The organism is Croceicoccus sp., from assembly GCF_983967925.1.
The window spans coordinates 40,897-54,475 of record NZ_CFETID010000003.1 but is presented as its reverse complement, the minus strand read 5'-3'; the positions used below and the strand labels follow the sequence as shown (position 1 = coordinate 54,475).

The 13,579-nt window shown below is 68.6% G+C and carries 9 protein-coding genes; 7 read left to right on the top strand and 2 right to left on the bottom strand.

Annotation, left to right across the window (positions count from 1 at the left end; all coding sequences use genetic code 11):
• The first annotated feature begins 84 nt into the window (after positions 1 to 84).
• The 7 genes from AC4FIJ_RS02690 (at position 85) to trxA (ending at position 11,553) form a co-directional block, all read left to right on the top strand.
• The gene (locus tag AC4FIJ_RS02690; RefSeq protein WP_490335178.1) at positions 85 to 2,409 is read left to right on the top strand and encodes a PAS domain-containing sensor histidine kinase; all 2,325 of its coding nucleotides are present in this window, start codon (positions 85 to 87) and stop codon (positions 2,407 to 2,409) included.
• A gap of 4 nt (positions 2,410 to 2,413) precedes the next feature.
• A complete protein-coding gene (gene tsaE, locus AC4FIJ_RS02685) occupies positions 2,414 to 2,869 on the top strand; it encodes a tRNA (adenosine(37)-N6)-threonylcarbamoyltransferase complex ATPase subunit type 1 TsaE (protein WP_490335177.1) in 456 nt (151 codons plus the stop codon).
• Positions 2,866 to 3,879, top strand: a complete 1,014-nt coding sequence (locus tag AC4FIJ_RS02680; protein ID WP_490335176.1) for an aminoglycoside phosphotransferase family protein — start codon at positions 2,866 to 2,868, stop codon at positions 3,877 to 3,879. The genes tsaE and AC4FIJ_RS02680 overlap by 4 nt, the downstream gene beginning before the upstream one ends.
• A gap of 4 nt (positions 3,880 to 3,883) precedes the next feature.
• Complete coding sequence (locus AC4FIJ_RS02675; RefSeq protein WP_490335175.1) at positions 3,884 to 4,621, top strand: nucleotidyltransferase family protein; 738 nt, start codon at positions 3,884 to 3,886, stop codon at positions 4,619 to 4,621.
• 2 nt (positions 4,622 to 4,623) lie between these two features.
• Positions 4,624 to 7,653, top strand: coding sequence for a double-strand break repair protein AddB (addB, locus tag AC4FIJ_RS02670; RefSeq protein ID WP_490335174.1), 3,030 nt, complete (start codon positions 4,624 to 4,626; stop codon positions 7,651 to 7,653).
• Positions 7,650 to 11,144, top strand: coding sequence for a double-strand break repair helicase AddA (addA, locus tag AC4FIJ_RS02665; protein WP_490335173.1), 3,495 nt, complete (start codon positions 7,650 to 7,652; stop codon positions 11,142 to 11,144). The genes addB and addA overlap by 4 nt, the downstream gene beginning before the upstream one ends.
• 88 nt (positions 11,145 to 11,232) lie before the next feature.
• On the top strand, positions 11,233 to 11,553 hold the full coding sequence (gene trxA, locus AC4FIJ_RS02660) for a thioredoxin (RefSeq protein WP_490335172.1): 321 nt from the start codon (positions 11,233 to 11,235) through the stop codon (positions 11,551 to 11,553).
• On the opposite strand, the gene AC4FIJ_RS02655 is transcribed toward trxA, so the two are convergent.
• Positions 11,554 to 12,345 (bottom strand): inositol monophosphatase family protein, encoded by a 792-nt coding sequence (locus tag AC4FIJ_RS02655; protein ID WP_490335171.1) that lies wholly within the window; start codon positions 12,343 to 12,345, stop codon positions 11,554 to 11,556.
• A complete protein-coding gene (argJ, locus tag AC4FIJ_RS02650) occupies positions 12,342 to 13,562 on the bottom strand; it encodes a bifunctional glutamate N-acetyltransferase/amino-acid acetyltransferase ArgJ (protein ID WP_490335170.1) in 1,221 nt (406 codons plus the stop codon). The genes AC4FIJ_RS02655 and argJ overlap by 4 nt, the downstream gene beginning before the upstream one ends.
• Positions 13,563 to 13,579 lie beyond the last annotated feature (17 nt).

Here is a 13,579-nt window from a genome sequence, read left to right as displayed (position 1 = left end):
TCGCAAGCTGCATAATCGGCGCGGCGGCGCATAAGCGCGCTTAACGCGATTGCCCTTGCGCGCCGGGTCGCCTAGCCCGTCAGCATGAACGGATCGACCGCTGCACAGGGGTTTACGCTGGGGCTTCCCGCCCTGCTGCTGATCGGCCTGCTGCTGGCCGCGTGGACGGCGGCGGCGGGCTGGGCGCTGGTGGTGGCGCGCCGCAAGCTGCGCCGCGCGCACCGCGACCGCAAGACCAATCTGCGCCTGTCGCGCATGATCGACGAATCGCCCGCGCTGCCTCTGCTGGTGCGGGCCAATGGCAGGATCGAGGCGTCGGAACGGCTGGCCGCATGGTTCGGCTGCCGGACCCTGCCGCAGCATCTGCACGGGCTGGCCGGACCCGAATCGGGCCTGCCGGTCGAGGAGGCGGAGGCATTGTGGGATGCGGTCGAGAAGACCCGGTCCTCTGCCGCGCCCTTGCGCATGATGCTGCATCCCGGCGGCAACAACCATGCGCTGTCGGTCATCGGCCATCTGGCCGACCCGCAGGTGGCGGGCGGCGGATCGGTGATGCTGTGGGTGTTCGACGCCAGCGACAGCGCCGAGGAAATCGCCCGGCTGACCGCCGAACTCGATCGATCGCGCCACGATTTCCACGCGCTGGTCGGGCTGATCGAGGCGGCGCCGGTGCCGATGTGGTTCCGCGACACCGACGGGCGGCTGCGGCTGGTCAATTCGGCCTATGTCGCCGCGGTCGGGGCGGAAAGCGCCGAGGATGTGGTGTCGGGCGGGATCGAGCTGGTCGAGACGGTCGACGGGCTGACCGCGAACGAAGTGGCCGAGCGCGCCAAGACCTCTCAGCAGGCGGTCGAGCGGCAGGCGATGATCACCATCGACGGCGAACGCCGCGCCTTTCGCATCTCCGACCTGCCGGTTGGGGACGAAGGCGTCGCGGGCTATGCGGTCGATGTCGAGGACCTGCAATTGCTGGAACGCGAATATCGCGCGTTCCGCAATGCGCAACGCGCTCTGCTCGACCAGATGAGCAGCGGGGTCGCGCAGTTCGACCATCTGCGCCAGCTGGTCTTCACCAACCTGCCGATGCAGCGCATCTTTCGCCTGCCGCCCAATATCGGGCAGGAGGCGCTGCCGGTGGGCCGCATCTTCGACATGATGCGCAATGCCGGACGCCTGCCCGAAGTGCGCGATTTCCCCGCGTGGCGTGCCGAGCGCGAGGGCTGGTTCACCGCCAATGACGTCAAGGACGAGGAATGGGTGCTTGCCGACGGCACCCATCTGCGCGTCGTGGCGCAGCCGATGCCCGATGGCGGGCTGGTCATGATCTTCGAGGACCGGACCGAGCAATTGAAGCTGGCCAGCGCGCGCGACACGCTGCTGCGCACGCGCACCGCCACGTTCGACAATCTGTTCGAGGGGCTGGTGGTGCTGGCCCCCGACGGGCGGCTGCAGATCTGGAACCGGCGCTTTGCCGCCGAATGGAGCCTACACGAGGAAATGCTGGCGGATCATCCGCATATCGACGCCTTGTTGGAAGGCATGGCTCCCCTGCTGCAGGACCGGGCAGACACGCGCCGCATCCGCCTGCTGGTCGAGGCGGCGACGTTGCAGCGCGAGCAGTCGACGGGCCGCGTGACATTGGCCGACGGGCGGGTGCTGTCGCTGATGGGCGTGCCGCTGCCCGACGGGAACGGCATGCTGACCAGCCTCGACATCACCGATTCGCAAAAGGCCGAGGCCGCGCTGATCGAACGCAACGAGGCGCTGGTCGAGGCGGACGCGGTCAAGACCCGCTTCCTTGCCAATATGAGTTACGAGTTCCGCACGCCGCTGACCTCGATCGCCGGTTTCGCCGAGATGCTGAAGGAAGGCGTGGCGGGCGAGATGACCGAGACCGGGCGTGAATATGTCACCGCGATCCTCGATTCCACCGCGCGCCTGTCGCAGCAGATCGAGGCGGTGCTGGACCTGACGCAGAGCGAGGCGGGGCTGATGCCGCTGGCCGAGGAGGATGTCGAGCTGATGCCGCTGGTCACCCGGCTGGTGCAGGACCGCGCGCAGGCGATCGAGGCGGCGAACATCACCTTCAACCTGCGCGGCGACCGGGCTTCGGGCATGGTCAGGGGCGATGAGCGGCAATTGGGCCGGGCCATCGGCAATCTGGTCGATAATGCGATCGCCGGATCGCCGCGGGGCGGGCGGATCAACATGGACCTGCGCCGCCGCCGCGAGGGCGTGGCGGTGCTGATCACCCATGACAATGCGCAGGAAGGCGTGTCGGGCAGCGCGGACACCGCCGCGGGCCTGAACCTGCCATTGGCGCGCGAGCTGATCGCGGCGCACAAGGGAACGCTGGACTATGCGCAGGACCCGCGCGGGCGCGTGGTCGTGACGGTGACGCTTCCCTAGTACGATGACGGACGAGACCCGCCACCCGCTTGCCGATCTGTCCGCGACCGAGGCGCTGGGCCGGCGCATCGCCGCGCTGCTGCGCCCCGGCGACATCGTGGCGCTGCGCGGCGGACTGGGGGCGGGCAAGACCACGCTGGCCCGCGCGATCATCGCCGCGCTGGGCCATGTGGGGGAGGTGCCCAGCCCAACCTTTGCGATCATCCAGACCTATGGCCCCCCCGATGTCAGCCTGCCGCTGGTCCATGCCGATTTCTACCGGCTGGAAGACCCGATGGAGGTCGAGGAGCTGGGGCTGGACGATTATCTCGAGGATGCCGCGCTGATCGCCGAATGGCCCGAGATGGCGGGCGGGTTCGCGCATGATCCGGCCTGTCTTGAAATCCACATCGAAACAGGTGGCAGCGAACGGATCGCCATTGCCCGCGCGGGGGCGGATTGGCTAGAGCGGTGGGGATGAACACGCCCGCATCCGCATCCCGCCCGTTCCCGCCCCACGCACGCGCCTTTCTGGACGCGGCGGGTTGGGGCGGGGCGGAGATCCAGCCGCTGCCGGGCGACGCCTCCTTCCGCCGCTATTTCCGGATCGTGAGGGGCGATGAAAGCGCTATGCTGATGGACGCGCCGCCGCCGCACGAGGATCCGCGCCCGTTCCTGAAGGCGGCGCATTATCTGGCCGATCACGGTTTTCGTGCGCCTAAAATCCTTGCCGAGGATGCGGCGCAGGGCCTCGTCCTGCTGGAGGATTTCGGTCATCGCCGCATGCGCGATCACCTGGACCGGGCGGCGGACGACGAACATCCCGTCTATGCCGCCGCGGTCGAGGTGCTGGCAAAGCTGGCCGAGGCGCCCGCGGGTCCGTTCGATCCCTACGACCTCAACACCTATCTGCGCGAGGCGAAGCTATTCACCGAATGGTTCTGCGTCGCGCACGGGCTGGCGGTCGACGACGACGGGTTCGAAGCGGCGTGGCGCGAAGTCATGCAGCCGGTTCTGGACGCGCAGGCCGCCCTGCCCGAAGGCGGCGTCACGGTGCTGCGCGACTATCATGCCGAGAACGTGATGCTGCTGGATGATATCACCGAGCAGGGGTTGCTGGATTTTCAGGACGCGCTGGTCGGGCATCCGGCCTATGATCTCGTCTCGCTGCTTCAGGATGCGCGGCGCGATGTTGCGCCCGAACTGGAGGCCGCGATGCTGGATCATTACCGCGCGCACACCGGCGCGGGGGAGGATTTCCTGTCGCATTACGCCATTCTGGGGGCGCAGCGGAATGCGAAGATCGTGGGCATCTTCGTCCGCCTGTCGCGGCGCGATGGCAAGCATCATTATCTGTCGCTGATCCCGCGCGTCTGGGACCTGATGGAGCGCGATCTGGCGCATCCCGCGCTGGAACCGGTGGCGCGCTGGATGGATGCCAATATCCCCGGCGAGCTTCGCGCGTCCGGCGGCGCGACGGAAGAGGGCTGAACCCATGCTGCGCACCGTCCCCCCGCTTGCCAGCGATGTCGCGATGGTCATGGCCGCGGGGCTGGGCAAGCGCATGCGCCCGCTCACCACCAGCCGCCCCAAACCCATGGTCAAGGTCGCGGGCAAGCCGCTGCTCGACCATGCGCTCGACAAGATTGCCGAGGCGGGAATCGCGCGCGCGGTGGTCAATGTGCATTACCTGCCCGACCATATCGAAGGGCATATGAAGCTGCGCACGAGTCCGCAGATCGCCATCTCGGACGAGCGCGAGCAATTGCTGGAAACCGGCGGCGGGCTGGTGCGGGCATGGCCGCTGATCGACGCGGACCCGTTCTTCTGCCTCAATTCCGATGCGATGTGGCTCGACGGGCCGGTCGACGTGTTTCACGAGCTGTCGGGCGCATGGGACGCGGCGAAGATGGACGCGCTGCTGCTGCTGGTGCCGCACAAGCGGGCGCATAACTACCGCGGCAAGGGCGACTTTCACCTCGACCCTTATGGCCGGATCTCGCGGCGCAAGTCGGGCCGGGTCGCGCCCTATGTGTTCACCGGCATCCAGCTGGTTTCCAAGGCATTGCTGCGCGATCCGCCGGACGAGGCCAAGTTTTCGACCAATGTGTTCTGGAGCCGCGCGATAGAGGAAGGGCGGCTTTACGGCGTGGTCCATCAGGGCGACTGGATCGAGATCGGCGAACCGCAGCATATCGCGCCTGCAGAGGCCCTGTTCGCCGACGTGCTGTAAGCGTGGCCTCGCAGCAGCTCTCGATCTATTCCATCGCGGCCCATCGCGGTTTTGCCGATGCGCTGGCGGCGGGGCTGGTGCCCCGTTACCACGAGGATGGCTATGGGCTCGCGCGGCTGACATTGCTGCTGCCCGGTCGCCGCGCGATCCGCACCATGACCGAGGCGTTCACCCGGCTGATGGGTGAGGAGGACCGAACCGGCCTGCTGCTGCCGCGCATGGCGGTGATCGGCGATATCGAGCTGGACGAGACCTTGGGGCCGCTGCTCGATCCTATTGGAGAAGGCGCGGATATACCGCCTGCCGCCGACCCCACGCGGCGCTGGCTGCGGCTGGCGCAATTGCTTAAACAGGCGATGGAGCGCGCGGGCATGCAGATCCCCGTCGCCTCTGCCCTGCTGCGGCAGGCACGCGAGATCGGACGCGCGATGGACCGACTGCTGGTCGAGGGCATCGGGCCGGAGGAATTGCTGGGCGAGCGGGTGCTGGACATCGTGGGCGAGCTGTCGGAGCACTGGAAGCAGAACCTCCACCTGTTCGCGACGGTGCAGGCCATGTGGCTGGCCGAATTGCAGCAGCGCGGCGAGACCGACGTGCCTGCGCGGCGCAACGCGCTGTTCGATCACGCGGCACAGCGTTGGTGCGAAAGCCCGCCGCAAATGCCCATCGTCGCCGCGGGTATCACCAGCGCCAGCCCCGCCATCGCCGGCCTGCTGCGCGCGATCGCGGGACTGCCCAAAGGCGCGGTGGTTCTGCCCGACCTCGACCTCTCGCTGGAAGACGAGGTTTGGGATTCGCTGGGCCGCGCAGGCATTGGCGCGGAACCGGGCGATGCGCCGCTGGGGCCGAACGATGCGGTGACGCATCCGCAATATCACCTGAAGCTGCTGCTGAACCGCATGGGCGTGGCGCGTGGCGAAGTGCGGGCGTGGCACCGCCGGGGCGCCTCCGCCGCGCCGCCCGAGCGCAGCCGGGCGCTCTCCAGCCTGTTCCTGCCGCCGAAGGAAAGCGCCAGCTGGGTCGACCTGCCGCCCGAACGCCGCCGCCTGTCGGGCGTGCGCCTGATGGAAACCGCAAGGCCGGAGCACGAGGCGCAGTCCATCGCCCTGCTGATCCGCGAGGCGCTGGAAGTGCCCGAACGCCGCGTCGCTTTGGTCACGCCCGATCGCGGGTTGGCAGGACGCGTTATCGCGCATCTCAAGCGCTGGAACATTCAGGCCGACGATTCGGCGGGCCGCCCGATGCCGCACACCACGGCGGGGCGCATGGCGCTGCTGCTGGCGGAAATTCTGGCCACCCGCGCTGCGCCGGTGCCGCTGGTCTCCGCGCTGTCGCATCCGCTGGCGGGCGGCACGGGCGACGAGCGCGCCGCATGGCTGCGCCGCCTGCGCCGGTTCGAAAAGCGGCTGCGCGGCCCGCGCATCGATGTCGGCCTAGAACCGATCCGCGCGATGCTGAAGAGCCATGCGAAGGAGCGGGGCAGCAGCACCCTGCTCGACTGGTGGGAAACGCAGGTCGAACCCATCGTCGAACCGCTGGTGGCGCTGGGCGAACACGAAACCGTGGACATGGCCGAGGCGCTCTCCGCCATCGAGACTGCGGGCGAGGCGCTGTGCGCGACCCGCATCTGGGCCGAGGCGGACGGGCGCGCGCTGTCCGCCGCGATGGAGACATTGCGCGAAGGCGCGCGCGAGGTGCCGACTGCGCTGGCTCCTGCCGAAGTGCCGCTGGTGCTGCGCGATGCGATCGACACGATCTCGGTCCGGCCCCCATATGGCGGGCACCCGCGCATCGCGATCTACGGCCTGATCGAGGCGCGGATGAGCCGTGCCGACCTCGTCATCTGCGGCGGATTGACCGAGAACAGCTGGCCCCAGCCGCCCGCCCGCGATCCGCTGGTCGCGCCCGCCGTGATGCGCGCACTGGGCGTGCTGGGCGGCGATTTCCGCATCGGGCTGTCGGCGCACGACCTTGCCGCCGCGCTAGGCGCGCCCGAGGTGGTGCTGTCCTATGCGCGCAAGGATGCCAGCGGCCCCGCCATCGCCAGCCGCTTCGTGCTGCGCGTGCGCGCCATGCTTGGCGAATTGCTGGACCGGCACATGGAGACCGAGATCCCGGCGCTGGCCGAACAGCTCGATTTCGCGCAGCCGGTCGATCCGCACCCGCAGCCCGCGCCCATGCCCGGCGCGGCGCAGCGCAAGGTCGACATCAGCGCGACCGCATTGGACCGGCTGCGTTCGGACCCGTACCAGTTCTATGCCTCACACATCTTGCGGCTGAAGCGGCTTGAAAGCATCGACGAGGAGCCGACGCCCGCCTGGCGCGGCAGCGCGGTGCACAAGATTCTGGAAGACTGGTACAAAAAGCACGATGCCGCCCCCGGCGCGCTGATCCCGCTGGCGGAGGAGCGGCTGCGCGAACTCTCCGGCCATCCATTCATGCGCGGGCTGTGGCAGCCGCGCCTGCTGGCCGCGCTCGAATGGCTGGATGCGGAAACGCAGGCCCTGCGCGCCGAGGGGCGTGCAATCGCGGCGGTCGAGGAAAAGGGCCGCATCACGGTCAAGGGCGTCGAGATCAGCGCCCGCGCCGACCGCATCGACCGGCTGCCGAATGGCGAACTGGCGATTGTCGATTACAAGACCGGCCACCCGCCCCGCGCCTCCGAAGTCGCGGCGGGCTTCGCGCTGCAGTTGGGCACAACCGGGGTGATCGCGGCGCATGAGGGGTTTGCGGAGCTGCGCGGCGAACCGACGCATTTCGAATACTGGTCGCTCGCCCGCGACCGCAAGTCGGGCGAGTTCGGCTACCGCGACGAACCCATACTGGAAGGCCGCAAGAAAAGCGGAATCCCGCGCGAGGATTTCCTCACGACAAGCGAACACCTGCTCCACGATGCGCTCGACCGCTGGATCGTGGGCGAGGAGCCGTTCACCGCGCGGCTCAATCCCGATCTGCCCGGCTATAACGATTACGATCAGCTGATGCGGCTGGACGAATGGCAGGGACGCGGGCCTGAAGGGGGCGACCAGTGAGCGGCCCCGCCAAGGTCTATCCGCTTGCCGGCAGCCAGCGCGAGGCGGTGAACCCCGCCGACACCGTATGGCTCTCGGCCAGCGCGGGCACCGGCAAGACGCAGGTGCTGTCCGCCCGCGTGCTGCGCCTCTTGCTGCAGGCTGATGTCGAACCCTCGCAGATATTGTGCCTGACCTTTACCAAGGCGGGCGCGGCGGAAATGGCGAACCGCGTCAACGACGTGCTCGCCAGCTGGGTGCGCGCGGACGAGATTGCGCTGGCCCGCGACCTTCAGGCCATCGGCGCGGAGTTCGGCCCCGACGACATCGCCCGCGCCCGCACGCGCTTTGCCGCCGTGCTCGATTGCCCCGGCGGCGGCCTTCGGATCGAGACGATCCACGCCTTCTCGCAGTGGCTGCTGTCGGCCTTTCCGCTCGAGGCGGGGCTGGTCCCCGGCACTCGCCCGATGGAGGACCGCGACCGCGAATTGCTGCTGCGCGACACGCTGGCCGAATTGCTGATCGCGGCGGAGGAGCAGGGCGACACTTCGCTGACCGACGCGCTGGCCACCATGTCGCTGCGCGCCGACCAGGGTGCGATCGAGCGTTTCCTGATGGCCTGCGCCGAAGCGCGCGCCGCATGGGAAGGCACCGGAAGCTGGAAGCCCCCGCTATTGCCGCGTGTCTATCGGCTGTTGGGGCTGAAGCCCGATCACGATCCGGCAGCGGTCGCGTCCTTATGCGAAGATTCAGCGTTCGACACCCAATCGCTGCGTCGATGCCATGACGCCTTGCTGGCATGGGGCACGGCGACCGCAGGCAAGATGGCGGGTCCGATCGGAGCGTGGCTGGCAAGCGATGGGACAGCGCGACTGGCTGCCAGTACCGATCTCCGCAAGGCGCTCATGAACGACAAGGGTGAGCCGAAATATCTGGCAAACCTGTCCAAGATCGAACCCGACTACGGTGAATACGCGTATCGGGCGATCACTTGCCTCGACAAGGTGGAGGAGGTGAAGAACCTGGGCGCGCTCGCCCAGTGGCTCGCCCCCGCGCTCACCCTGGGCCGCGCCTTCGCGCTGAAATGGGGCGAGGCCAAGGCGCGCGCGGGGCTGATCGATTTCGACGACCAGATCGCCGAGGCCGCGCGGCTGCTCAAACGCTCCGACATGTCGGCGTGGATCCGCTACAAGCTTGACCGCCAGTTCGACCACATCCTTGTCGACGAGGCGCAGGATACGAACAGCGCGCAATGGGACGTGATCGACGCGCTGACCGAGGAGTTCTTCACCGGCGAAGGCGCGCGCGGCGACCGGATGCGCACATTGTTCGTGGTGGGCGACTACAAGCAGGCGATCTTCCGCTTTCAGGGCACCAGTCCGGAAAATTTCCAGCGCGCCCGCGACCGTGTGAAGGCCCGCATGGCCGGCGCGATCGAGAACCTGTCCTTCACGCGCGGCGCGAAAGAGCAGCGCCCGTTCCGCGAATACGGCCTTGCCCGCAGCTATCGCACCGCACAGCCCGTGCTGGATTTCGTCGATGCCGCGATTGCCGAGATCGGGCCGGAGCAGCTGGGCCTTGCCGACGATCCCGGCGTGCATCTGGGCGAGAAGCGACCCGGACAGGTCGTGCTGTGGCGCACGGTGGGCGATCCCGGCGGCGAGGACGAGGACGCCGACGAGGGGACCGAGGGCTGGCTCTCGCGCCCCGACCGCCGCGTGGCGGAGAATATCGCGACCCAGATCCGCCACTGGATCGACGCGGGCTTTCCGCTGGTCAAGGGCGGCGAGAGGCTGGCGGGCCCCGGCGACGTGATGGTCCTGGTCCGCAAGCGCAAGGAGCTGGCGGGGCTGATCGTCGCGCGGCTGCATGCCAAGGGCGTGCCGGTCGCGGGCGTGGACCGGCTGCGGCTGGGCGCGCCTTTGGGCGTACGCGACCTGATGGCGGCGATGCGCTTCGCCGCCCAGCCCGAGGACGATCTGTCGCTCGCCTGCCTGCTGGTCTCGCCCATCTTCGGATGGACGCAGGAAGAGCTGCTGGAACATGGCTGGCGCGAGAAGGGCGTGCGGCTCTACAACCGGCTGCGCGAAAGCACCGCCAGCCGCCCGCGCGAGGCGCTGGCCATGCTCAACGATCTGCTGCGCCTTGCCGATTACGACACGCCGCAGGCGCTGCTGCACTGGATGCTGGTCGGCCCCTGGCAGGCGCGCCGCAGGCTGGCGGCGCGGCTGGGGGGCGAGGTCAACGACCCCATCGACGAAATGCTGATCGCCGCCATGGCCTTCAGCGCCAGCCAGACCCCCAGCCTGACGGGCTTCATCCGCTGGTTCGAGGCTGGCGACGGCGAGCTGAAGCGCGAGGCGGACCAGCAGGGCGGGCTGGTGCGGGTGATGACGGTGCACGGATCGAAAGGCTTGCAGGCGCCCATCGTGATCCTGGCCGATGCGGCGGACGATCCCGATCTGTCGCCGCCGCGCACGCTGGAACTGACCGAACCGCTGCCCGATGCACCGGGTTTCGCGCCGCGCACCCTGCCGCTGCCGTCGCTGAAAAAGGCGGAGAAGCTGGGGCCCATCGCCGACGCCGAAGAGATCGCCGCGAAGGAAGAGCGCGAGGAGCACTGGCGGCTGCTTTACGTCGCGATGACGCGGGCGGAGGAAGCGCTGTTCCTGGCAGGGGCGCTTCGGGCCAAGAAGACCGAGCCTCCGGCGAACAGCTGGTATGCGCGGCTCTCACCCCTGTTCGGAGAAGCCGGCGACTGGCTGGCCGATCCGATCTGGGGCGGGATGAAGCAACTGGGGCAGGGCGCGGAACGCACGCCCGGCATGCCCGCGGGCGCGCGGCAGACCGGTTTCGCGCTGCTGCCCGGCTGGGCGCTGGCCCCCGCGGGCGCCGAGCCCGCGCCGCCGCGCCCGCTCGCGCCATCGTCCTTGGGCGATCCGCACGAAGCCGCCGAGCCGCCGCATGCGCCGATGGGCGGGATCGGCGTCGACGCCGCGCGGCGCGGCGTGCTGATCCACCGGCTGCTGGAACGCCTGCCCGAACTGCCGCCCGAACGCCGCATCGACGCCGCGATGCGCTGGCTGGAACGGCAGGCGGCGGATCTGTCGGAAGAAACCCGCGCCGAAATGGCGCAGGCCGCGATCCGCGTGCTGATGGACCCGGAATGCGCCGATCTGTTCGCGCCCGACGCGCTGGCCGAGGTGTCGTTCTCCGCCACGGTCGGCGCGCGCGTGGTGGCGGGCACGGTCGACCGGCTGCATCTGGGCGATGCGGCGGCGGGCGACCCGATCCGCATCGTCGATTTCAAGACCGCGCGCCGCCCGCCCGAGGATTTCGCGGACATTCCGCCCGCCTATCTGCGCCAGATGGCCGCCTATGCCTGCGCGCTGGAGGCGATCCATCCGGGCCGCGAGGTCGAGGCGCTGCTGCTCTATACCCATGCCCCGCGCATCTTCGCCATTCCCGCCGACATCATGGCGCGCGAGAAGGCCGCGTTAAGGGGGGGGTAGAATCCATTGCCGCCGCGCGGTTTGCGTCCGGCCGCCGCCGTCCTATCTATACGATCAAGACAGACCTGCGACTTTCAAGGAGATTTCCATGCCGACCATCGCCGTCACCGACGCCAGCTTCGAAGATGACGTCCTCAAGTCCGACAAGCCCGTTCTGGTCGATTTCTGGGCCGACTGGTGCGGCCCCTGTAAAATGATCGCCCCCGCGCTCGAGGAAATCAGCGAGGAACTGGGCGAGAAGGTGACCATCGCCAAGATGGACATCATGGAAAACACCGGCGTGCCCGGCCAGATCGGCGTGCAGTCGATCCCGCTGATGGTCCTGTTCAAGAACGGCGAAGCGGTCGCGCAGAAGCTGGGCGCCGCGCCGAAGAGCCAGCTCAAGGGCTGGCTGGAATCCGAACTGTAATCAGGGAATGCAGTCGGCGAGCCTGTCCCACAGGGCCGGGCTCGCCGCTGCCAGCAGGCCGGTGCCGTCCTGGTCCGGCCGATAGGGCGAACCGTCCAGCCGCGCGGCCCTGCCGCCCGCCTCGTTCAGCCACAACACGCCCGCCGCATGGTCCCATGCCAGCGTGCGATTGAACACCGACACATCGTTCACCCCCAGCGCCAGCCGCGGATATTGCTCCGCCGCGCAGCGCGGGATGTCGACCAGCCGGAAATGCGGCGCGACATTGCGCTGCACCTGATGGCGCTGCTCCTCGTTCAGGAAGACGGTGCTGATCGCGGCGACGGGCTTGTCCTCGCCGGTCGGGCGCGCGGTGATGCGTGTGCCATCGATGAAGGCGCCCTTGCCGATCTCGGCATGGCACAGCCGCTCGTTCAGCGGATCCCATAGCCAGCCCGCCTGCGTCTCGCCGTTCGCGGCCAGCGCGATGATCATGCCAAAGGGCGGCTTGCCGCGCGCGAAATTATTGGTGCCGTCGAGCGGATCGATGATCCAGCACAGATCCGCGCCGCGCCGGTCCATCACCGCGTCGTCGGCATGGGCGGCTTCCTCGCCCACGATGGCGGCCTCGGGCAGGATCTTCGCCAGCCCCTCGGCCAGCATGGCCTCGCTCTCGCGGTCGGCGATGGTGACGACATCGTCATGCGCCTTTTCGACGATCTCGCTGTCGGCCAGCGACTGGTAGCGCGGCAGGATGGTCTTTTCCGCGACTTCGCGCATCAGCGCGGCGACGGCATCGATGGGAGCGTTCATGTCCGGTAATCCGCGTTGATGGTGATATATCCGTGGGTGAGGTCGCAGGTCCAGACGGTCGCGCGCCCTTCGCCAATGCCCAGATCGACATCGATGCGAATGTCCTGACCCTTCAGATGCGCGGCCACGGGCGCTTCGTCATAATCGGCGAGCGGCTGGCCGTCGCGCGCAGTCCATACCCCGCCGAAGCCGATCGAGAGGCGGTCGCGGTTCGCCGGTTCGCCTGCCTTGCCCACCGCCATGACGACGCGGCCCCAGTTCGCATCCTCGCCGGCGATGGCGGTCTTGACCAGGGGCGAATTGGCGATGGCAAGGCCCACGCGCCGCGCGCTGTCGTCCGACTTGGCGCCCGTCACCGCGATCTCGATGAATTTCTGCGCGCCTTCGCCGTCGCGCACCACCAGATGTGCCAGCTGCCGGCAGACGTCGTGCAGAGCCGCGGCAAAGGCGTCCGCGCCGGGGCTGTCGGGGCCGGTGATCTCCTCGTTCCCCGCCTTGCCGGTGGCGAAGGCCAGCACCGTGTCGCTGGTCGAGGTGTCGCCATCGACCGTGATGCACGAAAACGTCGCCTCGTTCGCGGCGGACAGGCATTGCTGCAGGAAGGCGGGCGAGACATTTGCGTCGGTGAAGATATAGCCCAGCATCGTCGCCATGTCGGGCGCGATCATGCCGCTGCCCTTGATGATCGCGCTGAACTCCACCCTTTTGCCGCCCACCATCGCGCTGGCATGCGCGCCCTTGGTAAAGGTGTCGGTGGTGCCGATGGTCTCGGCGGCCTGCTCCCAGCCGCAGGGCTCTGCCGCGAACACGCGTGCCAGACCTTCGCGCGCCTTGTCTTGGGGCAGCGGCACGCCGATCACGCCGGTGGAGGAGACGAACACGTCGCTCGGCTCGCAGTCCAGATGGGCGGCGACTTCGGCCATGATCGTCTCCACCGCCTCGCGCCCGCGATAGCCGGTGAAAGCGTTGGAATTGCCGGCGTTTACCACCAGCGCCCGCGCGCGGCCCAAGGTCACCTGATCGCGGCCCAGTTCGACCTCGGACGAACAGCACACGTTCTTCGTGAACACGCCCGCGACCGAGGTTCCCTCATCCAATGTCACGAAGGTGAGGTCGCAGCGGCCCCAATTCTTGTAACCGGCGCGCGCGATGCGCGGCACGGCCCCTGCGATGGCGGGGAGAGCGGGAAACGGGCGGGCGAGCGGCGATCTGTCCATAGGCCCCGCTGCTTATG

Excerpts from the sequence above, each read along its gene's own strand:
- AC4FIJ_RS02690 (WP_490335178.1), top strand. The coding sequence starts at position 85 with ATGAACGGATCGACCGCTGCACAGGGGTTTACGCTGGGGCTTCCCGCC.
- tsaE (WP_490335177.1), top strand. The coding sequence starts at position 2,414 with ATGACGGACGAGACCCGCCACCCGCTTGCCGATCTGTCCGCGACCGAG.
- AC4FIJ_RS02680 (WP_490335176.1), top strand. The coding sequence starts at position 2,866 with ATGAACACGCCCGCATCCGCATCCCGCCCGTTCCCGCCCCACGCACGC.
- AC4FIJ_RS02675 (WP_490335175.1), top strand. The coding sequence starts at position 3,884 with ATGCTGCGCACCGTCCCCCCGCTTGCCAGCGATGTCGCGATGGTCATG.
- trxA (WP_490335172.1), top strand. The coding sequence starts at position 11,233 with ATGCCGACCATCGCCGTCACCGACGCCAGCTTCGAAGATGACGTCCTC.
- AC4FIJ_RS02655 (WP_490335171.1), bottom strand. The coding sequence starts at position 12,345 with ATGAACGCTCCCATCGATGCCGTCGCCGCGCTGATGCGCGAAGTCGCG.
- argJ (WP_490335170.1), bottom strand. The coding sequence starts at position 13,562 with ATGGACAGATCGCCGCTCGCCCGCCCGTTTCCCGCTCTCCCCGCCATC.